We start from the raw sequence: 22,702 nt of genomic DNA, 5'->3' as shown, positions 1-22,702 counted from the left end.
CCCGCATGGCCTACATTGGACAGAGAGTCCAATAGGAGGTCCTCGTGGGCGACCCAGGGTTAGTGATCATCGGTTCCGGCTTCGCCGGGATCTGCATGGCCATCAAGCTGAAGGAAGCCGGCTACCACGACTTCGTCATCCTGGAGAAGGCCGCGGAACTGGGCGGCACCTGGCGTGACAACACCTATCCCGGCTGCGCGTGCGACGTGCCGTCGCACCTGTACTCCTTCTCGTTCGAGCTCAACCCCGGCTGGTCCCGGATGTTCGCCCCGCGGCAGGAGATCCAGGCCTACCTGCGCTCGTGTGCGGACAAGTACGGTGTGACCCCACACATCCGGTACGGCAAGAAGGTCGCCGCCCTCGAGTACGACGACGGCCGCCGTGGCTGGTCGGTCACTACAGATGACGGCGACACCCTGCGGACGAACGCGGTGGTCTCCGCCATTGGCGCCCTCCACATCCCCAAATTTCCCGAAATTTTGGGACGGGAGTCGTTCGCCGGGCCCGCCTTCCACTCCGCCGAATGGGACCACTCGGCGGACCTGACCGGCAAGCGCGTCGCCGTCATCGGCACCGGCGCGTCCGCCGTCCAGTTCGTCCCCCAGATCGCCCCGGCGGCGGCCCACGTGACCGTCTTCCAGCGCACGCCTCCATGGCTCATCCCCAAGCCCGACTTCGCCTTCCCGCCCGGCGCACGCAGGCTCCTCCGCCTGCCTGGCGCGACCAGGACCCTGCGCAACGCCCTTTACTGGGCCCTGGAGACCAGGGCCCTCGGCTTCGCCGTGCACCCGCGCCTGATGAAGCCCCACGAGAAGCTGGCGCTCAGACATCTGGAAGCGCAGGTCCCCGACCCGGAGCTTCGCCGCGCCCTCACCCCCGGCTATCTGATCGGCTGCAAGCGCATCCTTGTCTCCAGCGACTATTACCCGGCCCTGACCAGGGACGACGTCTCACTCGTCACCGACGGGATCACTGAGATCCGCGAGCGCTCGATCGTGGACGCCGCAGGCGTCGAACACGAGGTGGACGTGATCATCTATGGCACGGGCTTCAAGGTGGTGGACGCGCTGGCCGACCGGCACATCGCCGGCCGCGGCGGGCTGACGATCCAGGAGGCATGGAAGGAGGGCGTCGAGGCCTACTACGGCATCGCCACCGCCGGTTTCCCGAACCTGTTCTTCCTGCTCGGCCCCAACACCGGCCTCGGGCACACCTCCGTCGTGTTCATGATCGAATCGCAGGTCCGCTACGTCGTCGAATGCCTGCGGCTGCTCTCCAGGACCCAGGCCAGGGCCCTCGACGTCCGCCCGGAGGCGCAGCGGGCGTTCAACCGGCGGCTGCGCGCGCGGCTCGACCCGCTGGTGTGGAACGCGGGCGGCTGCCATTCCTGGTATCTGGACGAGCATGGAGTGAACCGGACGATCTGGCCGGGCTTCACGTTCGAGTACTGGGCGCGTACCAGGCGGGTGCGGCCGGACGCGTACGAGCTCGTCTACTGACTCAGACGCCGTCGAGGAGCGCCGCCACCGCCTCGTCGGCGAAGTCGTCCGTCATGCGCAGGCCGCGGAACACCGCACGCATCCACACGGCTCCTGCCAGCAGGTCGACGATCAGCATCGGGTCGACCGACTCCTTCAGCTCGCCCCGCCGTACCGCACGTTCGAAGATCTCCCGTTCGCGGGCGAACCGGTCGGCGAAGAAGCGTCGGGCGTCCAGCTCCGGGTGGCGGACGGCGGCGGCCAGCGCGGCGACGGCGATGTCGCTGGCCGGAGGCTCGGTGAGCAGCCGTTTGACGGACTCGACCAGCGCCACCAGGTCGCCGCGCAGGCTGCCCGTGTCCGGGGTGTCGAACCCCAGCACGTCCGCCTCCACCAGAGCCGCCCCCAGCAGCGCCGCCTTCGACGGCCACCACCGGTAGATCGTCGTCTTGTTGACGCCGGAGTGCTCGGCGACCCCCTCCACGGTCAGCCCGTAGTAGCCCTTCTCTGCGACCAGCCGCAACGTCGCATCGAAGATCTCCTGCTGCTTCCTCGGCGCCATACGGGTCATTTTCTCCCGGTGAACGCCGTGGCCACGCCCAGGCCGAGGTACACGACGCCGCTGACGTACCGCAGGGCCCTGGTCCGCGTGCTGAGGCGGGTGCCGAGGGCGCCGGCCGTGCACGCGTACACGATGTCCGACAGCAGGCCCAGGAGCAGCAGCGTCAGGCCGAACACCACCACCTGCAGCGCGGGGGAGCCCGCGCCGGGATCCACGAACTGCGGCACGAACGCCAGGAAGAACAGCGCCACCTTGGGGTTCAGCACGTTGACCAGCACACCTTCGAGGAAGACCTTGCGCAGCGGCTGCGGGGGCGGCGTCCGGCCTTCCTCCTGCCGGCCGGTGAACGCGCGGATCCCCAGGTAGACCAGATAGGCGACGCCGGCCCACTTGACGACGGCGAACAGCGTGGCCGACCGCGAGATCACGTACGACAGACCCGCCGCGGCGGCGGCGATGTGCACGAGCGTGCCGGCCTCCACGCCGAAGGCGCTGGCCAGGCCCGCCGCCCGTCCCTGAGCGAGCCCTCTGGCCGTGATGTAGAGGTGGTTCGGGCCGGGGATGATAACCAGGGCGAGCGAGGCGCTGACGAATAAGACGTACGTCGTGGGAGAGATCACGAAATCACAGCTTAGAGCGGCTTTGGTACGCCTACGAGAGCCAATGAAAGGCTAATCTTCTGGACCAATCGCCTGTCGGTGCGGCGTGGCATAGTTGCACGCGTGAACGGTCTTCTCGTCGGGCGCTCAGCTGAGCTGGCCAGACTCGTGCGGGTGCTCCAGTCCGCCATCGAGGGCACGGCCGGCGTCGCGCTCGTCGGCGGGGACGCGGGCATAGGCAAGACCCGGCTGGTCTCCGAGCTGGTCGAGCAGGCCCGCGAGCGGGGCGTCCACGTGCTGGTCGGCCAGTGCGCCGAGCTGGGTGACGCGCTGCCCTACCTGCCGCTGGCCGACGCCCTGCGCGGCGCGCAGCCGCCCGTGCGCGAGGCCGCCGCCGCGCATCCCATGCTGGGCCAGCTGCTGCCCGGCACGGAGAGCGCGCCCTCGACCGGGCTCACCCAGCAGCGGCTGTTCGGCTCGCTGCTCGGGCTGCTGGCCGACGTCCAGCCGGTGCTGTTCGTGATCGAGGACCTGCACTGGGCCGACCGCTCCACCCGCGACCTGCTGGTCTTCCTCAGCCGCATGGTGCAGACCGAGCAGGTCTGCGTCGTGGGCACCTACCGCACCGACGACATCCACCGCCGTCACCCGCTGCGGTCCGTGCTGGCCGAGCTCAAGCGCCTGCCCACGGTGACGAGCGTCGAGCTGGGGCCGCTCGGGACGGGCGACCTGTCGGACTACGTCGCCACGCTGGGCGAGGTCGACGCCCGCGAGCTGGGGGAGATCGTCACGCGGGCCGACGGCAACCCGTTCTACGCCGAGGAGCTGTTCGCGGCTGTGGCGGAGGGCGACAATCTGCCCGACGGGCTGGCCAGCCTGCTGATGTCCCGGGTCGAGGTCCTTCCCGAGCCCGGCCAGCAGGTGCTGCGGGCCGCCGCCGTGGCCGGGCGGCGGGTGGAGGACGAGCTGCTGCGGGAGGTCTCCGGGCTGCCGCTGGCCGAGTTCGAGGAGGCGGTCAGGGAGATCGTCTCGCGCGGCCTGCTCAGAGTCGACGGCGTCGGCTACACCTTCCGCCACGCGTTGCTGCAGGAAGCCGTCTACACCGATCTGCTGCCCGGCGAGCGCACCCGGCTGCACGCCGCCTTCGCCCGCCTGCTGACGTCGCCGGCCGAGCTGGCGCACCACCACCTCGCGGGCCACGACCTGCCCGGCGCGCTTGCCGCCTGCGCCGCGGCCGGCCGGCTGGCCGAGCGGCTGGGCGCTCCCGCCGAGGCGCACAACCACTACGACCAGGCGCTGAGCCTGTGGGACCGGGTGGAAGGCGCGGAGGAGCTGACAGGGGAGAGCCGGATGGCGTTGGCGTTCCGCAGTGCCGTGATGGCGGCCGACAGCGGCGACAACCACCGGGCGGTCGTCCAGCTCCGTGCCCTGCCGCAGACGTCCGAGGTCAGCGAGCGCCTGGCCTACTACCTCTACGAGTCCGACGATCAGCCGGGCGCCGTGGCGGCGGCCCAGCACGCGGTGGAGAGCGCCGAGGACCAGGCCGCCCTCGCCCGCGCGCTGGCCACCCATGCCCGCACGCTGATGTGGAGCTCTCGCCACCGGGAGGTGGAGTCCCTCGCCACCAGGGCGCTGGAGACCGCCCGCGCGGCCGGAGCGAAGGACGCCGAGGCGGGCGCGCTGATCGCACTGGCCTCCTACCTCGAGCTCCAGGGCGACGTGGACAAGGCCCACGACCTGCTCGAGCTCGCCTCCGGGGAGAGCTCCGGCGATCTGGCCATGGACCTGCGGGCCCGCTTCCATCACGCCCGGATCCACTACGAGCAAGGGCTGCTGGCCGCGGCCGCCGAGATGGCCGACGAGGGCATCCACATGGCCTTCGAGACAGGGCTCAAGTGGAGCATGTACGGCACAGATCTCCGGTTCCTGCGATTCCTCATTCACTACGTGGCGGGCGAATGGGACCAGGCGGAGACCGTGGCCGGCGGTTTCCCCGTGCGGGTCGGCACGATTCGTGAGGCGACCCTGTCGTCGTTCGCGCTGTTCGTCGAGGTGGGGCGGGATCTGCCCGCGGTCGAGAGCCGGCTCGGCTGGCTGCGGCCGTTCTGGTCCGACGAGCTGGTCGGCTATATGTCCAGGGGTCTGGCGGCCGAGCATGCCCTGTGGCACGGCGATCCCGCCGCGGCGCTGGAGCACGTGCGGGAGGTCCTGGCGACGCTGGTCCGGGGTGACAACGGCGTGGTGCGGGTGGCCGCCGTCGGGCTGTGGGCGCTCGCCGAGCTCGGCACCACGGAGGGCGCCGACGACCTGGTGGAGCGCGTCCGCTTCGCCGTCGAGCGCGGCCCCACCGGCGAACGCGGGCATCTGGGGCCCGAGGGGATCGCGTGGGCGCTGCGGGCCGAGGCGGAGTGGCACCGCGTGCACGGGCGCCACGACGTGGAGTTGTGGCGGAAGGTCGTCTCGGCGTTCGACTTCGGCTTCGTGTACGAGGTGGCCCGGGCGCGCTGGCGCCTGGCCGAGGCGCTGCTCGCGACCGGTGACCGGGCCGCCGCGCAGGAGGAGTGGGAGCTGGCGAGGGAGGCGGCGGGCAAGCTCCGGGCCGCGCCGTTGGAGAGTGCGCTACTGGAGTTCGGGCGGCGGGCCCGGTTCGGCGGCGGTCAGGGCGACGGCGGCCCGCGGCAGGGCGACGGCGGATTGACGGCTCGGGAGGTCGAGGTGCTGCGGCTGGTCGCCGAGGGCCTCACCAACCGGGAGATCGCGGAGCGGCTGTTCATCGCCCAGAAGACGGTGAGCGTGCACGTGTCCAACATCCTGGGCAAGCTGGAGGTCTCCACCCGCACCCAGGCAGCCGCGGCAGCACGCCAGCGGGGCCTGCTGACATAGTGCGGCCTCTGTGCATCAGTGCACAGACACGACCCGCGACGGGGCGGACAATCGCGGAGATGTACGCGAACTCTTCGGGGGAGGGAGCGAGCATGCGCGTGCACTATCGCGCGGAGGACGCGCCGGTGTCCTCACGCGTCGACTACTGGCAGGAGATCGTCAATCGGTCCGTCGCCCCGATGGACCTGCGTTACGCCTGCGAACCCGCCTTCAGCGGCGAGCTCGTGCAAGGCCGGCTCGGCCGGGTGAACGTGACGGAGTTACGCGAGCGCAGCCCGGGCGAGGCCCGTGGCGGGCCGTGCGAGCGGCTCGCCGGCTCGTACAGAGTGTTCATGACGACACACGGGCACACCATCGCCTACCGGGGCGGCAAGGAGATCCAGCTGTCGCCGGGGGAGTTCGTCCTGACGGAGTTCTCTCGGCCGTACCGGTGTGTGTTCCAGCCTAGGCGGGCCATCTGTGTGTCGTTCCCGAAGGAGCTGCTGCCGCTGCCCGAGCACGAGGTGGCGGAGCTGCTCGACGTGCCGATCCCCGGGGATGAGGGAGTGCCCGCGCTGGTCACGTCGCTCATCGAGCGGCTGCCCGGCTGCCTCGACGACGTGGCGGGGGCCGCCGACGGGGTACGCCTCAGCATGGCGATGCTCGACCTGCTCGGCATCGCACTGGCCGCTCGCATGGACCGTGCAGCCCCGCCGGCGGGCCGCACGCGGGCGCTGCTGATCCGCATCCAGGCCTTCGTGGAAGAACGGCTCGGCGACCCCGGCCTGTCCCCGGCGGCCGTCGCCGACGCCCACCACATCTCGCTCCGCTACCTGTACAAGCTCTTCGAGGCGGAAGGGTGCGGCGTGGCGGACTGGATCAGGCGTCGCAGGCTGGAGCACTGCCGCCGCGACCTGCTCGACCCCGTCCTGGCGGAGCGGCCGGTACGCGCCACGGGAGCACGCTGGGGCTTTCCCGACGCGGCACAGTTCACCAAGTTGTTCCGCGCCGCGTACGGGCAGCCGCCGGCCGAGTTCCGCCGGGCGTCGGGCCGTTAGCTGGTGATCGTCAGGTCGCGCAACAGGAAGTAACTCGCGTGGTCGGTCTGCAGGTACGCGTGGAACTTCTCGGCCCGCGCCTTGGCCGACCTGTCCGCGGTGACGATCGTGATGATCACGTACTTCTTGGACGCCCCCGACCGGATCTTCCCGTACGCATACCTGGCGTGCGACTTGTCCTGGCGCCACGTCACCGCGTCCGAGGTGAGCTTGGCCAGCCGGGTGGCGGTGTTCTTGGCGGCCTTCTCGTTCGGGAACGACATCATGAGCTGCACCGCCTTGAGGTGCCCGCCGTACGCCGAGTACGCGACCTCGATGGCGCGCTCGCAGTCGTACTTGGCCAGCACGCCCTCGCCGTCCACCGGGTCGCAGGAGTCGTACGTCCAGCCGCCGACCTTGTTGGCGTTGAACTTGACGCCGCCCAGACCGAAATTCCAGTCGTCGAATTCGCTGTGCGTGAGCGGTGAGCCCGGTTGGGCCCGGTTCGACGTGGGCGTGGGGTCGGTGGGGGTCGTGCTGGGCTCGGACGTAGGCGGGTCCGACGGCGTGGCCGACGGCGGGTCCGACTGCTGGGGCGGCGTCGCGGAGGCGGACGGCGCGGCGCTCTGCAGGGCCACGGTGGTCCCCGGGCCGGGGGAGTTGAGGAAGACGATCGCGCCGATCGCGCCGCCGCCGAGGAGGAGCGCGCCGAGGGCAACGGACAACCCGATGATCAGTCCGTTGTTGCGCTTGGGCGGGGGGCCGAACTGCTGGCCGGGGCCGTACGGATTGGGCTGCGGGTAAGGGTTCTGGGGGTACTGGCTTTGGGGGTACTGGCCCTGCTGGCCCTGCTGTCCCTGCTGGCCCTGTGGGCCCTGCGGGCCGTAGGGGTTCTGCTGGCCCTGCGGGTTCTGCTGGCCGTAGGGGTTTTGGGGCCCATACGGCGTGCCGCCACCGTCTTGGCCGTACCCGGCCTGCGGGACCGTTTGCCCTGGCTGGGGGCCGTAGCCTGGTTGCGAGGGCGGCGGGCCGTACCCCGGTTGGCCAGGTCCCTGCGGTGCTCCCTGTGCCTGCGGGCCCCACGGTCCTTGTGGCTGGTGGGGCTGCGGAGGCTGTGGAGGGTATGCCATCCCCCCATTCTGGTGCAGTCCATAACCTTGTGCCCCAATTACCCCACCAAACATATGCGGGCTGGCCGGGCGCGGAGGGCTGTACTAGGATCCGGTTCGTGGCGGTGCTCTCCCGCCAAACCCCCTGAGCGCGTCCCCACGCGACGCGCCGACCGCGGGGGCAAAGGGGACGCAAGGAGCCTCGGGAGCGGTGGTCTGACCGGCAGGCGATGCTTTCGCGGCCGCCACGGGCCGCGGGCGTGGGCCGGGTCCTGGCGATGGCCGCAGGGAGAGCCGTCATGACCAGCAAGAAGCAACTCAAGGCACGCATCCGCGCGCGGATGGCCAAGACCGGCGAGAGCTACACCACAGCCCGCGACCATGTGCTGGGCCGGGCCGAGACGCACTCCGACGCGGGCTGGCGGTTCGCCGGCGGCCGGGACCCGTCCAGCGCGGCGATCACCGTTGTCCTGGTCAACCAGGGCGCCTCCGTGAGCGAGCCGCTGGTGTTCCTGGCCGGCGGGGGCATCGGCGCGGGCTACATCCTGTGGGAGTTCAAGCACGACCAGTCCCGCCATGTGACCCTGGGCTTCCGCAACCAGTGGCAGTACCACGACCGGTGGATGGCCAAGACGCTCGGCCGGCTCGGGGTGCCGTACGAGGAGCACCGCACGGCCGGGGCCCGGGCCGCCAGTGACAGGCTGGCCGCGGAGCTGGAAGCCGGGCGGCCGTGCGTGATCCTGCCCGACCGCTACCACCTTGGCTATTGGCAGCTGCCCGCCGCGCTCAACGGGCATGGCGGCGGTCCTGTGGTGGCCTATCGGCGCGACGAGAGCGGCGTGTATCTCGACGACCGGGGTCAGGCGCCGATCCGCATCCCGAAGGAGCGGCTCGACGCCGCGCGGGCGCGCGTGCCGTCGTACAAGAACGTCCTGCACGTGCTCGGCGAGGCCAAACTGGACGAGGCGACGCTGGCGGACGCGGCCCGCGAGGGGCTGCGGGACTGCGCCGCCCACCTGTCGGCGGCCTCGGACTCGTTCTCGCTGCCTGCCTGGCGGAAGTGGGCGCGGCTGCTGACCGACACCCGCAACGCCAAGGGCTGGCCGACGGTCTTCGCCGACGGCCGCGGCCTGGCCGACGCCCTGCTGTCGGTGTGGGAGGGCGCCGAGCCGGTCGGCATGGACGGCGGGAACCTCCGCGAGCTGTTCGCCGACGCGCTGGACGAGGCCGCCCTGCTGCTGGCCGAGCCGGAGCTGGCCGGCCTGGCCGACCGGTACAGGGAGATCAGCGCCCTGTGGCACGGGCTGGCCGAGGCTGCGCTCCCGGCCGAGGTGCCGGAGTTCGCCCGGGTCCGCGAGCTGACCGCGGCGATCAAGGAGAGCGTCATGGCGGACGGCAGCGCGGGCGGCGAGGAGGCGGCCGAGAGCGGCCGGCTGTTGTGGCAGGCGCGGGCCGCCGCGAACGATTCGCTCGCCGCAACCGACAAGGCCGCGCTCTTCGCCGATCTCAGCACCCGCCTGGGCGCCATTTACGAGGCGGAGACGGCCGCGATCGCCCACCTGGGAGCACTCACCCGCTGAGCGGCGCCATGAGCTTCCGCGCGGATCCAGAAAGGTTCGGCGCGTGTTGTCGATTCCGGCCGGCCCCACCGCTGGTGCTGTACGAGCTCGATGGCCGACAGGTGATCATCAACCTTGCCAAGATCCGGTGATCGTGCCGTTGACTTCAAGTCGGCTTGAAGTCGCATGCTGTCTGCCATGTCCACAACAGAACTCATCCAACTGCTGGACGTCGCCGACGCCATGCCGGCCGGCGCCGCGCTGCGTGCCCGCTCGTACGAACTGCTCGACCTCCAGGACGGGGCGGGCGTGGTGGACGTGGGCTGCGGCGCCGGCCGGGCGGTCGGCGAGCTGGCGGAACGCGGCGCGCGGGCGATCGGCGTCGACCTCAGCGAGGAGATGATCGCGGTAGCCCGCAGCCGGTGGCCCTATGCCGACTTCCGCCTCGGTGACGCCTGCGACCTGCCGCTCGCGGACGGCGAAGTGGCCGGGTACCGGGCCGACAAGGTCTTCCACGAGCTCCCCGACGTCGCCAAGGCGCTGACCGAGGCCAGGCGGGTGCTCGTCCCGGGTGGGCGGGTCGTGCTGATCGGCCAGGACTGGGACACGCAGGTCATCGACTCCGACGACCCGGGGCTCACCCGCGCCATCGTGCACGCCCGCGCCGATCTGACCGCCAATCCCCGTGCCGCCCGCCGTTACCGCAACCTGCTGCTCGACGCCGGATTCGAGGACGTGGCGGTGGAGGTGCACACGGCCGTCTTCACCGACGCCACCATGGTGCCGCTGCTCGCGCGGACCGCCGCGGCCGTCCGTGCGGCCGGGGCCATCACCGCCGAGCAGGAGAGCGTCTGGGTGGCCGAGCAGGTCGAGCGCGCCCAGTCCGGCCGCATGTTCCTGGCCTTGCCGCTCTTCATGGCGGCGGCCCGCGCGTAGCGCGCTCGACCAGAGCGTCAGGACGCTGGTGGCTTGCCCTTGCGCGGGAACACCTGCAGGGCCGCCTCCAGCGCGGTGGTCTCCTCGGGGGTGAGCCGTTCGAGGAAGTGCACGAGAGTGGCGGCCTGATTGCCGCTGCCGGCCAGCGCGCTGCGCATCAGGTCGGCGGTGTAGGCCTCCTTCGAGGCGACCGGCTCGTACACGTAGGCCCGGCCCACCGCCTGGCGCTTGAGCAGGCCCTTGGTATGCAGCTTGTCCATCACGGTCATCACGGTGGTGTAGGCGATGTCGCGCTCCTGCCGCAGCTCCTCCAGCACCTCACGGACGGCGGCAGGCCTGCGTCTGGCCCACATCCGATCCATGATGGTGGACTCGAGCTCGCCCAACCCGCGCATCATGCCGTCGATGCTACCGGCCGTCGTAGTCGCGCGCCGTAACCGCGACGGGAGCGGGGCGGCCAGCCCACAGACGACTAGCGCGCGTAGTAGTAGCCGCGGACCTCGGGACATTTCGGGCGGGCGGGGGCTACCCTTCCCAGGCGGCGAACTGGTCAGCCGTGCCCTCGATGATGGCTCATCACCCTGGCCGAGCTCAACCAGACGGAGACCTCGTTGTAGACATTCGCCGGACATCGGTACGCCCGATGCCTCGGTAGAACAGCCAAGACCGTCCAGCCGGAGCTGATCGCGGTGGCTGGGCCGAACTGGTTGCCGCCTTCGCTGTTCCAGACGGTCAGCGTTCCGGTGGCGGCCGAGAAGATGTCGGCCACGCCGTCGGAGTGAAGTCCGGCGTGGCCGATCCACTCATCGCGGCTTAGCGCGGGTTCTTCGCGTGGGTGAGGGTCTCCCAGGCCAGGAAGCGCGAGGCACCGACCGGGCGCTTCTGCTTCACCCACTTCGCGGCTTGGGGCATGTCGTATCCGAAACGCTGGTGCAGCGCGTTGTAGCCGACTTCGAGGTTCGGCCCGAGGCCGAGGGTGACCTTTCCGCCGCACAGCCACGATGGCACCGTCGCGCCCAGTTGCAGGCGAGCGTGGAACTCCATCGCGAATCGCAGCCGGTGCTTGGCCTCGGCGTACAGGTCCACGCCCTGGTGGCGGGCCGTCTCCGCGACGTGGGAGATGGCCGCGATGCCCCATCCGGTGTGCCCGAAGTCGCGGCAGGTTTCCTGGGCCAGGCCGTTCACGAACTTGGTCTGCCCGTGCCAGTAGTCGATGATCTCGGCTTCGGTGTCGTGCTTGCTGTTCGGCGGCGCTTTGGGCAGCGAGCCGTCCGTCGCGAGGTAGATGTAGGCGGGCAGCCGGCCGCGCCAGGTCGTGACCGCTCGGTCGAAGGAGGCGCGGTCGTCCAGGTGCACGGCGATGCCGATGGCGGCATCGGTCATGATCAGTTCCCAGTTGCCTTGGTTGTTGGGCTTTCCGGCGATCACGGTCGGGAGGTAGACGGTGCGCAGCTTGTCGGCGAACCGGCCGGCCTGGGTCCAGCCGGTGTAGGTGTGCTTGATGAGTTCGGCGGCGCGGGAGAAGTTGGCGCCCGCAAAGCCAATCTGTAGCGGCGCGTTGCTCCCGGTGTGCTCGGTGATCACGGCTGACCAGGCGTCCATGATCTGGATCGCCTTCTTGGCGTAGCGGGAGTCCTTGGTCAGGTACCACCGCAGGGCATGCGTGTAGGCCGCATTGGCGTCCTCACGCTCGTCCGAGCAGCCGTGGTCGGGGTTCCCGTACATACCGCACTCCACGACGGCGCGGGGCTTGGCCGTGTAGGACAGCGAGGCATAGGAACTGCGTTGCAGAGCTTCCCAGGCAGACTTCCACGGTTCGTTGCCGAGGTTGGCTTTGACGAAGTCGAGCTGAGCACGGCTGACCAGGACGCCGGGATGCTTGAATGCGGCCGCCTGCGCGGGCTGCGGGGTGGATAAGGCGGCGGCCACGAGCATGGTGGCGGCGAGAGGGCGAGCGAGACGCACGGGTTTCCTTCCAGGCGCGGACGTCCATTCAGCCAGTCGCCGACTCGGGTGTCAACTCAGCTGTCAACCCTTTCGCGCCGTGGACATCGGCCGCTATACCGCCGCATACCGTACCCACGGTTGGACACCCGGCCGGGCAATCGTGGAGGCCTAACGTGCTCAGCCGACAGCGACGGTGACGGTGCCGAAGACGATGCGGTGATCCGAGCAGGATCCCGCGGGGTAGTTATCGGTGGCTGGTATCCCCGTGCAGGTTGTGGCGATGCTGAGCTGAGGGAGTCGCCCGCAAGAACTGAAGCCGACGCGATCGTGCGCCGCTAGGCGATCGTCCCTCGCCGGGTCTAGTAGATGCGGTACTTCTTGCCGCAGTTGTCGAACTTGTCGGCCCAGCAGGTGAAGGTGTAGATCTTCTTGATCCCGTGGCCCTTCCAGCTGCCGGTGGCCTTGCCGTCCCAGGAGTGGTTGAAGCGGTGCCAGGAGCCGTTCTTGTAGTACTCGAACCACACCCAGCCCTTCTTCCCGCCGACCTTGTCGACGCCGTACCAGGTGGTGTGCACGGCGCCGCGGTGGTTGAACGTCTTGCCGAAGGTGTAGGCCTTGTGGTCGCTGGAGAAGAACTTGCCCCAGCTGACCGTGGTGGTGCTGGCGCTGTGGGTGGCGGCCTGGGCCGCGGGGGTCAGCGCGAGCGCGGTGACGGCCATGGAGCCGGCGAGCGTGACGGCGGCAAGGGTCTTACGCATGATGGGTGCCTCCCCGTTCTCGGATGTGTGCGCCGGTTGATCCGGCAGCAGGGACATTACGGAGATCCCGCGCGGCTCTCTGTGCAGGAGTCCACACATCGGAGGTGATCAGTCCCACACATCCGAACCCGGTGGTCAGACGATGTCTCCCCGATGTCTCCGTCCTCCGTTCCACCTCATGTCACGACATGGAACGGCCTTAGTGGTGAGGGCGCCTCGGTCCGAGACGGCGCCTGGAAACGGGAGGAATCATGGACACCTCGCAAGCCGCGGCGCGCCCCGACCTCGCCGCGCTCAAGGAGCGCCAGCGTTTGGGGTGGGAGTCCGGCGACTACGCACGCGTCGGCGTCACCTTGCAGATCATGGCGGAACGTCTGGTGGAGGCGGCCGGCGTACGGGCCGGTCAGAGCATCCTGGATGTCGCCTGCGGCCAGGGCAACGCGGCCATGGCCGGCGCGCGGCGCTTCGCCGCCGCGACCGGCGTCGACTACGTGCCCGGCCTGCTCGTCCAGGGCCGCGAGCGGGCCGCGGCCGAGCACCTGGAGGTGACGTTCACGGAAGGGGACGCGGAACGGCTTCCGTGCGCCGAGGCGTCCCACGACGTCACGCTCAGCACGGTCGGCGTGATGTTCGCGCCCGACCAGGAGCGGGCCGCGGCCGAGCTGATGCGGGTGACGCGGCCGGGCGGGACGATCGGGCTGGCCAGCTGGACACCTGACGGACTGGTGGGCGTGCTGTTCCGGACGATCGGGAAGTACGCGCCACCCCCGCCGCAGGTCAGGTCCCCGATGTTGTGGGGCACGCCGGAGCGGCTGCGAGAGCTGTTCGGCGACGAGGTCGAATGGGTCGCGCTCGAGACGCGGACGTTCGAGTTCTGCTACCGCTCGCCCGAGCACTTCGCGGAATGGTTCCTGGCGAACTACGGGCCGATCCACCGTCTGGCGGGCACCCTGGACGAGGCCACGCGGGCGAGTTTCGCCGCGGACCTGGCCGAGGTGCCCAAGAAGTTCAACCGGGCCGACGACGGGACCGTACTGGCGGCCGGCGAATACCTGGAGGCCATCGGCATCCGCCGGTGACGCGGACGCTCATCGTCCTGGGAACTCGACCGCGCCGCTGACGCGGATCGCTCATCGTGCGGCGGGTGCCCACCACACGCAAGTGGGGCGGGCGTGGCGTGTCGAACGGCGCAGGGTCGAGCCGCGTGAGGCGCTGGCGCCTGGACGCGAGTAAACCGTTTAAGGGCAACACCGCAGACGCTCGCGCTGCAACGACCTGGCCGAAACTCCATATGCAAAAGAATCAGGCCACAAATAAACCTCTCGTGGCAGTGTGAAATTGGTAAAATGTCACGCACGGGTTGCAGGGAGATCGCCACATCGAGTGCGCTCGCCATCGCCGCATCACAGGGCCCCGGCGATGGAGTGGTCTTGGGTTCCCGACTGGTCGTTGATACAACGTGCATAGGGAAGCCATGGTCGCCGGTTGCCCTGAGCGGGTGCGTGAGGGAGGAATGGATGCCGAGCAGATCGCCGATCAGATCCCGGCGGACCACGCTGGCCACCGTCGCCGCCTCGGCTGGTCTGTCCGTCGCCACCGTGTCCAAGGTGCTCAACGGCCGCAGCGACGTCGCAGCGGGCACCCGGTCGCGGGTGGAGTCCCTGCTGGTGGAGCACGGCTACGTCCCCCGCTCATCGCGCCGGGATCAACCCGTGCGGTCGGCCACTGTCGAAGTGTGGGTGGACGGGAAACTCAGCGCCTACGCCACAGAGATCATCAAGGGCGCGATCGAGGCCGGCGCCGAGTCGGGTGTGGCGGTCGTCGTCTCCCATGCGAAGGCCGACGGCGACACTTCCTGGGTTCGCGACCTGGTCGCGGCCGGGCGGCAAGCAATGATCACCCTCGCCTGCGAGCCCACCCCGATCCACCTCGCCGCGCTGTCCCTGGCTCAGCTCCCGGTGGTCGTCGTGGACCCGATGAACCCGCCGCTCAGCCCCATGAGCAGCGTCGGCTCCACCAACTTCGCCGGCGGTCTGTGCGCCACCGAGCATCTGCTGGCCCTCGGTCACCGCCGCATCGCCTACCTTGGCGGCCCCGCGAACGCGGCCTCCAATCAGGCGCGCATGCAGGGTTACCGCGCCGCGATGGAGGCCGCGGGCGTGGCCGTACCCCCTGAATACGTCCGCACGGCGGGCTTCTGCTACCCCGACGGATTGGGGGAAGCGACCGTGCTGCTCGACCTGCCGTCCCCGCCCACGGCCGTCTTCGCCGTCAGTGACGAGTGCGCCATCGCCGCCATGCAGGTCGCCAGGGCTCGCGGACTGCGCATCCCCGAAGACCTCAGCATCGTCGGTTTCGACGACACCGAGATCGCCACCATGACCTCGCCCCAGCTGACGACCGTACGCCAGCCGCTGCGTGAGATGGGGATGGTCGCCCTGCGTACGGCGATGCGCCTGGCCTCCGGCGAGAAGATCGAGTCCCACCACATCGAGCTCGCCACCGAACTCGTCATCCGCAAATCGAGCCTGGCCGCCTGACCTCGTTGACCTGAAGACAGGTGCGACGGCCGCACAGCCGCTTTGCATGGTCATGCATTGATGTGTATATACTTCTGCTCGTGTCCAAGGTACTCACCTCCCTGCCTGTCGGTGAACGTGTCGGCATCGCCTTCTCCGGCGGCCTCGACACTTCGGTAGCGGTCGCGTGGATGCGCGAGAAGGGTGCAGTGCCGTGCACCTACACCGCCGAGATCGGCCAGTACGACGAGCCTGACATCGCCTCGGTGCCCGGTCGTGCCACGGCGTACGGCGCGGAGATCGCGCGGCTGGTCGACTGCCGTGCGGCCCTCGTCGAAGAAGGGCTCGCGGCGCTGGCCTGTGGAGCTTTCCACATTCGCTCCGGCGGCCGCACCTACTTCAACACGACCCCGCTCGGCCGGGCCGTCACGGGCACCCTGCTGGTGCGCGCGATGCTCGAGGACGGCGTGCAGATCTGGGGCGACGGCTCTACCTTCAAGGGCAACGACATCGAGCGGTTCTACCGTTACGGCCTGCTCGCCAACCCCTCCCTGCGGATCTACAAGCCGTGGCTGGACGCCGACTTCGTCAGCGAGCTCGGCGGTCGCAAGGAGATGTCGGAGTGGCTGCTCGCCCACGACCTGCCGTACCGGGACAGCACGGAGAAGGCCTACTCCACGGACGCGAACATCTGGGGCGCGACCCACGAGGCCAAGTCGCTCGAGCACCTCGACACGGGCGTCGAGATCGTCGAACCGATCATGGGCGTGCGGTTCTGGGACCCCGAGGTCGAGATCGCCGCAGAGGACGTCACGATCGGCTTCGAGCAGGGCCGGCCGGTCACCATCAACGGCAAGGAGTTCCCCTCCGCCGTCGATCTCGTGCTGGAGGCCAACGCCATCGGCGGCCGGCACGGCCTGGGCATGTCCGACCAGATCGAAAACCGGATCATCGAGGCCAAGAGCCGGGGCATCTACGAGGCGCCGGGCATGGCGTTGCTGCACGCGGCGTACGAGCGGCTGGTCAACGCGATCCACAACGAGGACACCCTCGCCGCCTACCACGTCGAGGGCCGGCGACTGGGCAGGCTGCTGTACGAGGGCCGCTGGCTGGACCCGCAGGCGCTGATGGTGCGCGAGTCGCTGCAGCGCTGGGTCGGCACGGCGGTCACCGGCGAGGTGACCCTGCGGCTGCGGCGCGGCGAGGACTACTCCATCCTGGACACGTCCGGACCGGCGTTCAGCTACCACCCGGACAAGCTCTCCATGGAACGGACCGAGGACTCCGCCTTCGGGCCGGTCGACCGCATCGGCCAGCTCACCATGCGCAACCTCGACATCGCCGACTCCCGCGCCAAGCTGGAGCAGTACGCTCGGCTGGGCATCGTCGGCAGCGCCCACCCGACGCTGATCGGCGCCGCACCGGCGTCCCCGACCGAGCTGATCGGCGCCATGCCGGAGGGCGGGGCCGAGGCGATCGCCTCCACTGGCGAGGTGCCCGGCGACGAGCTGCTGGATCACGCCGCGATGGAGTTCGGCACCGACTGACCCTAGGGGTGCTCACCCGCCCCTAGCAGCCGCTGCCCAAGTACACGTGCGGCCTCCTGGACTTCGGGGCACCTCACTCGATGACCCGCTCCTGCGACCCGGCCTCGGAACGGTAGCCGAGCCGCACCCGCCGATGGTTCGAGCAGGCCCGCACGAGCGTGGTCGTGGTCGTCGGGTCGGGCCGGGCGGCGGCGCGGTCGGGGGCGGGCGCCGTAGGGCCCGCGGACGGACTCGATCGGGATGCCGGCTTCACGGAGGATGCCGACATACCGCCGGGCGGCTCGCTCCGAGACGCCGAGCTTGTCGGCGATCCGGTCCGCGGTAATGCCCGGGCTGCCCTGGACCAGTTCGAGTGCCAGCAGTGCCCGTGCCGTGGGGCTCGCGTCGGGCTTCACGCTATCTCCGCAATCCGGTAGCAGAACGTCCGGAATGGAACCTAGCATGCGGGCCATGACCGAGGACACCACCCTTCACGAGCCGGCGATGACGGCAATTCCTGCGCCGATCCCGGCCGAGCGGGTGACCATCGTCCCCGCCAACGAGGCGTCATGGGACGACCTCGCCACGATCTTCGGCACCACCGACGCGGGCCGGTGCCTGTGCCAGCGGTTCAAGGTCGTCGGCTGGATCTGGCGTGACTCCACGCAAGAGGGGCGGACCGCGATGCTCCGCGCGCAGACCGCCTGCGGCGACCCGGACGCGGGGGCGACCAGCGGTCTGGTGGCCTACGTCGACGACGAGCCCGCGGGCTGGGTCGCGGTCGAGCCGCGGACGGCGTATCCCAAGCTGCGTACCTCTCGGGTCCCGTGGACCGGCCGTACCGAGGACAAGGACGACGACGGGGTCTGGGCGGTGACCTGCTTCGTGGTCCGCAGGGGCTACCGGGGCCGCGGCCTCACCTATCCCCTTGCTCAGGCCGCGATCGACTTCGCCCGTGAGCACGGCGCCCGTGCGCTCGAGGCCTACCCGATGATCACCCAGCCGGGCAAGGAGATCACCTGGGGCGAGCTGCACGTGGGGGCACGTCAGGTCTTCGAGGACGCCGGGTTCAAGGAGGTCAACCATCCCACGGTCCGGCGGGTGGTCATGCGGATCGACTTCGACCATGAGGACGGCAGGCGGGATGCTCCTTCTTCGTAACGGGACGGGGCACACGCCGCGCCACCGCTTTGGGCCCTGAGCAGGTGTGATTCCCAGGTGCCTGGGGAGCGGAAGGTCATGGGCAGGAATCTGGTGGAGATCATCCGGCAGATGGGGATGACCGACCCCCGCCTGCTGGCCGCGGTCGCCGCCACGCCGCGCGAGCACTTCGTGCCGCCGCGCTCGGCCGGGCGTGCCGAGCAGGACACGCCGATCCCCATCGGCCACGGGCAGCCCACCTCGCAGCCGTCCCTGGTCGCCCAGATGATCGACGCGCTGATGCTGACGGACGAGGACACGGTGCTGGAGATCGGCACCGGGTACGGCTACCAGACCGCCCTGCTGGCGCACCTGGCGGATCGCGTGTACTCGGTGGAGCGCTACGCCGACCTGGCCGAACACGCACGGGCCAATCTCGCCGCGGTGGGCGTGACCAACGCCGAGGTGGTGGTCGGCGACGGCACCGCCGGCCTGCCCGAGCACGCTCCCTTCGACGCGGTCGTCGTCTCCGCCGCGGCCGCCGCGGTGCCCGCCCCGCTCATTGAGCAGCTCGTGGAGGGCGGCCGCCTGGTCATGCCCATCGCGGCGGGTGTGGCCGACATCGTCACGTTGTACGCCAAGAGGCACGGCCGCCTGGAACAGCAGCGAACGGTGACGCCCGCGCAGTTCGTTCCCCTAGTCGGCAAGCACGCGTGAGGCGGCTCACCTGGCGGGCGGTTCTCAGGGCCGCGACGCGGTGGAATCCGGCAGGACCGGGGCGACGACGAACCTGGTCGTGGCCCACGCCACGTACAGGAGTGGCGAGCACAACACCAGGAGGCCGATCACCGGCTTGACCAGGATGACGGCCGCGGCCAGCATGAGCACGGCGATGCTGGCCGCGGCCAGGTACCAGCGCCGCGCCATCAGGTAGAGGCTGGGGCGCACGAGGTCGATCAGTCGTACGGGCTCGCGCCGGGGCTCGGCAAGCAGCACCAGCGAGGCCCAGATCACGGCCGCGACCAGGGCCGCCGCCGTGGCGAAGAACGGTGCGAGCGCCGGTCCCCAGGCGGTGTGTGCCACGATGACGGCGTCCACGGTCAGCATGCTCACGGCTGCGGCACTGGCCACCCAGAGCAGCAGCGCGCGGGCGGCGCAGCGGCGGTAGCCACTCCAGAACGTACGGAAGACGGCGGTCGAGCCGTCGCCCAGCGCCCTGAAGCAGCTGAACGCGCCGGCCAGCGCGGGCCCGCACAGGGACGACAGCACGGCGAAGAACGGCCACGACGCCAGCGGGTCCCGCACGATCGCGAGTGCGGCCAGGAGCGGTGCGCAGGCGACGACGAGCAGGACGTTCGTCATGAGACCGACGTAAACGGTGGAGAAGACCTTCTCGTACGTCGCCTGTTCGGCCGGGCGGAGCAGGCGGCGAACCGCCGACCCGGCGCCGTGCCCGCTCATCCCTTCAGCCCGCTCGTCGCGATGCCGCGGATGAAGTACCGCTGCCCCAGCAGGAAGATGACCAGGATCGGCAGCACCGACAGCACCGCGCCGGTCATCATCATCGCGTAGTCGGCGTCGTACTGCCCGACGAACGAGCGCAGGCCGAGCTGCACGGTCCACAGCTCGTTGTCCGTCAGGTAGATGAACGGCCCCATGTAGTCGTTCCAGGTGTTGACGAAGGTGAGCAGGGCCAGGCTGGCGAGCGCGGGTTTGGACAGTGGCAGCATGATCCGCCAGTAGATGCCGTACTCGCTCAACCCGTCGATCCTGGCCGCTTCGCACAGGTCGTCCGGGATGGACATGTAGTACTGGCGCATGAGGAAGACGCCGAACGCGCCGAACGCCTGCAGCAGGATGATCGCCCAGTAGGTGTTCGTCAGCTCCGCCTGCTGCATCATGATGTACTGCGGCACCATGTACGCCTGCCACGGCACGGCGATGGTGGCGATGTAGGCGAGGAACAACGCGTCCCGGCCGGGGAATCGCACCTTGGAGAACCCGTAGGCCGCGAAGCTCCCGGTGAGCAGCTGCAGCAGCGTGATCGTCACGGACAGGAACGCCGAGTTGCCCAGGTAGGTCATTAGCGGGATGCGGTCCCAGATCTCCACGAAGTTCGACCAGCGCAGCTCCTGCGGGATCCACTGCATGGGGATCGCGAAGACCTCGTTGTCGCGCTTCAGCGAGGACGACACCATCCAGGCGAACGGCACGAGCACGAGCAGTGTGACGATGGTGAGCGAGAGGTAGGCCAGCGCCTTGCGGATGGGGCTCCCGCCGGAGCGGTCCCCGTCCTCCGGCGCCGCCGGGGGGCGCGGCCGGGCGGCGGCCGGGGGAGCATCGTGCAGCGCGGTCATCGGGCGCTCCTCCGCTCGTTGATACGGAACTGGACGACGGTGACGGTGAGCACGATGACGAACAGCACCAGGGCGACCGCCGACGAGTAGCCGAACTTTCCTTCGATGATGCCTTCCCGGTAGACGAGCTGGGCCAGCACCAGCGTGCTGCGGCCCGGGCCGCCGTCGGTCATGACCACGATGAGGTCGAGGACCTTGAAGCTCTGGATCGTCAGCATGACGACGACGAAGAACGTCGTGGGCCGCAGGCACGGCAGGGTGATGTTCCAGAACCGCTGCCAGGTGCTCGCGCCGTCCACACGCGCCGCCTCGTAGTACTCCTTGGGGATCGTCTGCAGCCCGGCCAGGTAGAGCACCATGTAGTACCCCATGTCCCGCCACACACTGGTGACGATCACGGCCGGCATCGCCCAGTCCGTGCTGGCCACCCACTTGGGCGGGCTCGCCACGCCGAGCGCTTCGAGCACCTGGTTGATCGGTCCCGCCGTCGGGTTGAACAACGTGTTCCACACGATCGCCACGGCGACCAGCGAGGTGATGTACGGGAAGAACGCCGCGGTGCGGAAGAACGCCACCCCGCGCAGCTTCCGGTTGAGCGCGAGGGCCAGGCCGAGCGCCGCCACCAGCGTCAACGGGATGTGGCCCCCCGCGTAGTAGAGCGTGTTGCGCAGGGCGACGTGGAAGTTCTCGTCAGCCCACAGCCGCTGGAAGTTCTCCAGCCCCACCCACTCCGGCGTGCCGTAGGAGTCCCAGTCCAGGAACGCCAGCGCGAACGCCGCGAGCATCGGCAGCAGCGTGAACAGGGCGAAGCCGATGAAGCTCGGGAGGATGAAGCTCCACCCGACGAGGATGTCGCGCCAGGCCCGCCGGCGGCGAGGCGGGGCGGTGGGCGCCGGTTGTGTTGCAACGTGAGCCATGGCCATCCTTCTCCTGCAGGACATGCGGCGACACGTGGCGGGCCTGGAGGTCTCCGGGCCCGCCAGGGCCGGTCCTTAGTTGAGCACTTCGCTCTTGACGCGCTCGTTCATCGACTTGATGCCGTCGGCGGCCGACTTGTCGCCGACCATGATGAGCTCGTGCTCTTCCCTGAGGATGGTGTCGATGTCGGAGGTGTTCTCGCTGACCGGCATCTCCAGCGTGACCTTGTCCGGCTCGAACGCGTTCTTGGACACCTCGTCGGTGGGCATGCCCTTGAGCGAGAAGTACGCGCTGGTGATCTCCGGGCTCTGCAGCGCCGGCACCACGCCCACCTTACTGATCGCCTCGGCGCCCGCCTTGCCCGCGGCGAACTGCACGAACTTCTTGGCCGCGTCAGAGTGCTCGGCCTTCTTGTTGACGGCGAAGGCGGTCGGCGAGCCGAAGGTCGTCACGCCCGAGCCGCCCGGGCGCTGCGGCATCGGGGCCAGCGCCCAGTCGACGTCGGTCTTGCCCTCTGCCTTGGCGGCCATGAGAGCGGCGATGTACCAGGTCCCCATGGGCAGCATGGCCGTGGCGCCGGTTTCGAACAGCGTCTTGTAGTCCGACTTCTGCGCCATCGCGGTGCCGAAGTCGAGGGTCGCGCCGGCCTTCTGCAGCCCGAGCGCCACCGCGTACTGGTCATTGAAGAAGGAGTAGTCGCCGCTGAGCTGGTCGCCACCCGTCTGGGCCGCGGAGATGGCCTGCACCACGGACCGCCAGGTGTGGTGGTAGGTGCCGTAGACCTTCTTCCCGCCCTCGGTCTTGGTGAGCTGCTGCGCGAGCTTGGCGTACTCGTCCCAGGTGAGGGTCTCGGGAGCCTTGACCCCGGCCTGCTCGAAGTAGGTCTTGTTGTAGTAGAGCAGCCAGAAGTCCTGCCGATACGGCAGCGCGAAGTACTTGTCACTGACGTTGAAGGCGTCCAGGCCCGCCAGCTTCGCGGCGTCACCCGACTTGGCCAGGTCGGTGATCTCCTGAAGCTGCCCGCGGCTGGAGTAACGCGAGTAGTCGGTGACGTTCTTCATCGTGATCACGTCGGTCTTGTCGCCACCGGCGAGCATCGTGGTGACCTTCTCGGCGTAATCGTCGGCGAGGATGTCCACCGGCTTGATCTTGATGCCTGGGTTCGCCGCCTCGAAGGCGTCGAAGAGGGCCTTGAACTCGGGGGTCTTGGCCATGTTCCACACCGTGACGCTGAGCGTGACGTTCCCGTCGCCGCCGCTCGCCGGCTCCGACGACCCGCCGCAGGCGGTGACGGCGAGCGAGAGTGCGGCCGCGACGGCCAGGGTCTTCACAAGGGGGTGGCGCACCCTTACTGACGTGTTCGAAGCGATCATTGCTCCGGTCTCCTTTCTCTTG

General features: G+C 69.6%; 22 protein-coding genes and 1 pseudogene. 10 read left to right on the top strand and 13 right to left on the bottom strand.

Annotation, left to right across the window (positions count from 1 at the left end; all coding sequences use genetic code 11):
* The first annotated feature begins 44 nt into the window (after positions 1–44).
* Positions 45–1,499: a flavin-containing monooxygenase gene (locus ACTWPT_RS04735; RefSeq protein WP_443175991.1), complete on the top strand. Its 1,455-nt coding sequence runs from the start codon at positions 45–47 to the stop codon at positions 1,497–1,499.
* Between the two features lies 1 nt (position 1,500).
* Here the strand turns inward: ACTWPT_RS04735 and ACTWPT_RS04730 are convergent, their stop codons facing one another.
* Both ACTWPT_RS04730 and ACTWPT_RS04725 read right to left on the bottom strand, forming a co-directional pair.
* On the bottom strand, positions 1,501–2,040 hold the full coding sequence (locus ACTWPT_RS04730; protein ID WP_443175990.1) for a TetR/AcrR family transcriptional regulator: 540 nt from the start codon (positions 2,038–2,040) through the stop codon (positions 1,501–1,503).
* Between the two features lie 5 nt (positions 2,041–2,045).
* Entirely contained in the window at positions 2,046–2,660 is a 615-nt protein-coding gene (locus ACTWPT_RS04725; protein WP_443175989.1) for a LysE family translocator, read from the bottom strand.
* Between the two features lie 102 nt (positions 2,661–2,762).
* Here ACTWPT_RS04725 and ACTWPT_RS04720 point away from each other — a divergent pair, with 102 nt between their 5' ends.
* Together ACTWPT_RS04720 and ACTWPT_RS04715 are read left to right on the top strand one after the other, a co-directional pair.
* Entirely contained in the window at positions 2,763–5,522 is a 2,760-nt protein-coding gene (locus tag ACTWPT_RS04720) for an AAA family ATPase (RefSeq protein ID WP_443175988.1), read from the top strand.
* Positions 5,523–5,614: 92 nt separating this feature from the next.
* Positions 5,615–6,559: a helix-turn-helix domain-containing protein gene (locus ACTWPT_RS04715; RefSeq protein WP_443175987.1), complete on the top strand. Its 945-nt coding sequence runs from the start codon at positions 5,615–5,617 to the stop codon at positions 6,557–6,559.
* Here ACTWPT_RS04715 and ACTWPT_RS04710 read toward each other — a convergent pair.
* On the bottom strand, positions 6,556–7,668 hold the full coding sequence (locus tag ACTWPT_RS04710) for a hypothetical protein (RefSeq protein ID WP_443175986.1): 1,113 nt from the start codon (positions 7,666–7,668) through the stop codon (positions 6,556–6,558). The genes ACTWPT_RS04715 and ACTWPT_RS04710 overlap by 4 nt on opposite strands.
* A gap of 278 nt (positions 7,669–7,946) precedes the next feature.
* On the opposite strand from ACTWPT_RS04710, the gene ACTWPT_RS04705 reads away from it, so the two are divergent.
* Positions 7,947–9,227 carry a BtrH N-terminal domain-containing protein gene (locus tag ACTWPT_RS04705; protein ID WP_443175985.1) on the top strand — a complete coding sequence of 427 codons (1,281 nt, stop codon included), beginning with the start codon at positions 7,947–7,949 and terminating at the stop codon, positions 9,225–9,227.
* A 177-nt stretch (positions 9,228–9,404) separates the two neighbouring features.
* A complete protein-coding gene (locus ACTWPT_RS04700) occupies positions 9,405–10,142 on the top strand; it encodes a methyltransferase domain-containing protein (protein WP_443175984.1) in 738 nt (245 codons plus the stop codon).
* A gap of 17 nt (positions 10,143–10,159) precedes the next feature.
* On the opposite strand, the gene ACTWPT_RS04695 is transcribed toward ACTWPT_RS04700, so the two are convergent.
* The 4 genes from ACTWPT_RS04695 to ACTWPT_RS04680 form a co-directional block, all read right to left on the bottom strand.
* Positions 10,160–10,540 carry a BlaI/MecI/CopY family transcriptional regulator gene (locus tag ACTWPT_RS04695; protein WP_443175983.1) on the bottom strand — a complete coding sequence of 127 codons (381 nt, stop codon included), beginning with the start codon at positions 10,538–10,540 and terminating at the stop codon, positions 10,160–10,162.
* Between the two features lie 152 nt (positions 10,541–10,692).
* Positions 10,693–10,911 (bottom strand): hypothetical protein, encoded by a 219-nt coding sequence (locus ACTWPT_RS04690; protein ID WP_443175982.1) that lies wholly within the window; start codon positions 10,909–10,911, stop codon positions 10,693–10,695.
* Positions 10,912–10,955: 44 nt separating this feature from the next.
* Positions 10,956–12,107, bottom strand: a complete 1,152-nt coding sequence (locus ACTWPT_RS04685) for an alginate lyase family protein (protein WP_443175981.1) — start codon at positions 12,105–12,107, stop codon at positions 10,956–10,958.
* Between the two features lie 341 nt (positions 12,108–12,448).
* Positions 12,449–12,847 carry a hypothetical protein gene (locus ACTWPT_RS04680; RefSeq protein WP_443175980.1) on the bottom strand — a complete coding sequence of 133 codons (399 nt, stop codon included), beginning with the start codon at positions 12,845–12,847 and terminating at the stop codon, positions 12,449–12,451.
* Between the two features lie 251 nt (positions 12,848–13,098).
* Between ACTWPT_RS04680 and ACTWPT_RS04675 the strand changes: the two genes are divergently transcribed.
* The 3 genes from ACTWPT_RS04675 to argG all read left to right on the top strand — a co-directional run bounded on the left by ACTWPT_RS04675 (position 13,099) and on the right by argG (position 16,913).
* Positions 13,099–13,926 (top strand): class I SAM-dependent methyltransferase, encoded by an 828-nt coding sequence (locus tag ACTWPT_RS04675; RefSeq protein WP_443175979.1) that lies wholly within the window; start codon positions 13,099–13,101, stop codon positions 13,924–13,926.
* Positions 13,927–14,364: 438 nt separating this feature from the next.
* A complete protein-coding gene (locus tag ACTWPT_RS04670; RefSeq protein ID WP_443175978.1) occupies positions 14,365–15,387 on the top strand; it encodes a LacI family DNA-binding transcriptional regulator in 1,023 nt (340 codons plus the stop codon).
* Positions 15,388–15,467: 80 nt separating this feature from the next.
* Positions 15,468–16,913: an argininosuccinate synthase gene (gene argG / locus ACTWPT_RS04665; protein WP_443175977.1), complete on the top strand. Its 1,446-nt coding sequence runs from the start codon at positions 15,468–15,470 to the stop codon at positions 16,911–16,913.
* Positions 16,914–16,986: 73 nt separating this feature from the next.
* Here the strand turns inward: argG and ACTWPT_RS04660 are convergent, their stop codons facing one another.
* Both ACTWPT_RS04660 and ACTWPT_RS04655 read right to left on the bottom strand, forming a co-directional pair.
* Positions 16,987–17,166: a hypothetical protein gene (locus ACTWPT_RS04660; RefSeq protein ID WP_443176294.1), complete on the bottom strand. Its 180-nt coding sequence runs from the start codon at positions 17,164–17,166 to the stop codon at positions 16,987–16,989.
* Between the two features lie 16 nt (positions 17,167–17,182).
* Positions 17,183–17,356 (bottom strand): annotated as a pseudogene (locus tag ACTWPT_RS04655) (HTH domain-containing protein); the annotation flags it as partial.
* Positions 17,357–17,363: 7 nt separating this feature from the next.
* On the opposite strand from ACTWPT_RS04655, the gene ACTWPT_RS04650 reads away from it, so the two are divergent.
* The gene (locus ACTWPT_RS04650) at positions 17,364–18,053 is read left to right on the top strand and encodes a GNAT family N-acetyltransferase (RefSeq protein WP_443175976.1); all 690 of its coding nucleotides are present in this window, start codon (positions 17,364–17,366) and stop codon (positions 18,051–18,053) included.
* A 78-nt stretch (positions 18,054–18,131) separates the two neighbouring features.
* Complete coding sequence (locus ACTWPT_RS04645) at positions 18,132–18,749, top strand: protein-L-isoaspartate(D-aspartate) O-methyltransferase (RefSeq protein WP_443175975.1); 618 nt, start codon at positions 18,132–18,134, stop codon at positions 18,747–18,749.
* A gap of 24 nt (positions 18,750–18,773) precedes the next feature.
* Here the strand turns inward: ACTWPT_RS04645 and ACTWPT_RS04640 are convergent, their stop codons facing one another.
* From ACTWPT_RS04640 to ACTWPT_RS04625, 4 genes are all read right to left on the bottom strand, one after another.
* Positions 18,774–19,493 carry a hypothetical protein gene (locus tag ACTWPT_RS04640; RefSeq protein ID WP_443175974.1) on the bottom strand — a complete coding sequence of 240 codons (720 nt, stop codon included), beginning with the start codon at positions 19,491–19,493 and terminating at the stop codon, positions 18,774–18,776.
* Complete coding sequence (locus ACTWPT_RS04635; RefSeq protein ID WP_443175973.1) at positions 19,490–20,389, bottom strand: carbohydrate ABC transporter permease; 900 nt, start codon at positions 20,387–20,389, stop codon at positions 19,490–19,492. Before ACTWPT_RS04635 ends, ACTWPT_RS04640 begins: the two co-directional genes overlap by 4 nt.
* A complete protein-coding gene (locus ACTWPT_RS04630; RefSeq protein WP_443175972.1) occupies positions 20,386–21,306 on the bottom strand; it encodes a carbohydrate ABC transporter permease in 921 nt (306 codons plus the stop codon). The genes ACTWPT_RS04635 and ACTWPT_RS04630 overlap by 4 nt, the downstream gene beginning before the upstream one ends.
* Before the next feature lie 75 nt (positions 21,307–21,381).
* Positions 21,382–22,680, bottom strand: coding sequence for an ABC transporter substrate-binding protein (locus tag ACTWPT_RS04625; protein ID WP_443175971.1), 1,299 nt, complete (start codon positions 22,678–22,680; stop codon positions 21,382–21,384).
* Between the last annotated feature and the right edge of the window lie 22 nt (positions 22,681–22,702).

The organism is Nonomuraea sp. 3N208 (assembly GCF_052245935.1).
Classification (GTDB): Bacteria; Actinomycetota; Actinomycetes; order Streptosporangiales; family Streptosporangiaceae; genus Nonomuraea.
Note: the sequence above shows the minus strand (reverse complement) of the source record. Positions and strands in the feature narration are given on the sequence as shown.

What these genes read in the sequence shown, in the direction of transcription:
- ACTWPT_RS04730 (WP_443175990.1), bottom strand. Translation starts at nt 2,040, where the DNA reads ATGGCGCCGAGGAAGCAGCAGGAGATCTTCGATGCGACGTTGCGGCTG.
- ACTWPT_RS04715 (WP_443175987.1), top strand. Translation starts at nt 5,615, where the DNA reads ATGCGCGTGCACTATCGCGCGGAGGACGCGCCGGTGTCCTCACGCGTC.
- ACTWPT_RS04710 (WP_443175986.1), bottom strand. Translation starts at nt 7,668, where the DNA reads ATGGCATACCCTCCACAGCCTCCGCAGCCCCACCAGCCACAAGGACCG.
- ACTWPT_RS04705 (WP_443175985.1), top strand. Translation starts at nt 7,947, where the DNA reads ATGACCAGCAAGAAGCAACTCAAGGCACGCATCCGCGCGCGGATGGCC.
- ACTWPT_RS04700 (WP_443175984.1), top strand. Translation starts at nt 9,405, where the DNA reads ATGTCCACAACAGAACTCATCCAACTGCTGGACGTCGCCGACGCCATG.
- ACTWPT_RS04695 (WP_443175983.1), bottom strand. Translation starts at nt 10,540, where the DNA reads ATGATGCGCGGGTTGGGCGAGCTCGAGTCCACCATCATGGATCGGATG.
- ACTWPT_RS04680 (WP_443175980.1), bottom strand. Translation starts at nt 12,847, where the DNA reads ATGCGTAAGACCCTTGCCGCCGTCACGCTCGCCGGCTCCATGGCCGTC.
- ACTWPT_RS04675 (WP_443175979.1), top strand. Translation starts at nt 13,099, where the DNA reads ATGGACACCTCGCAAGCCGCGGCGCGCCCCGACCTCGCCGCGCTCAAG.
- ACTWPT_RS04670 (WP_443175978.1), top strand. Translation starts at nt 14,365, where the DNA reads ATGCCGAGCAGATCGCCGATCAGATCCCGGCGGACCACGCTGGCCACC.
- ACTWPT_RS04650 (WP_443175976.1), top strand. Translation starts at nt 17,364, where the DNA reads ATGACCGAGGACACCACCCTTCACGAGCCGGCGATGACGGCAATTCCT.
- ACTWPT_RS04645 (WP_443175975.1), top strand. Translation starts at nt 18,132, where the DNA reads ATGGGCAGGAATCTGGTGGAGATCATCCGGCAGATGGGGATGACCGAC.
- ACTWPT_RS04640 (WP_443175974.1), bottom strand. Translation starts at nt 19,493, where the DNA reads ATGAGCGGGCACGGCGCCGGGTCGGCGGTTCGCCGCCTGCTCCGCCCG.
- ACTWPT_RS04635 (WP_443175973.1), bottom strand. Translation starts at nt 20,389, where the DNA reads ATGACCGCGCTGCACGATGCTCCCCCGGCCGCCGCCCGGCCGCGCCCC.
- ACTWPT_RS04630 (WP_443175972.1), bottom strand. Translation starts at nt 21,306, where the DNA reads ATGGCTCACGTTGCAACACAACCGGCGCCCACCGCCCCGCCTCGCCGC.
- ACTWPT_RS04625 (WP_443175971.1), bottom strand. Translation starts at nt 22,680, where the DNA reads ATGATCGCTTCGAACACGTCAGTAAGGGTGCGCCACCCCCTTGTGAAG.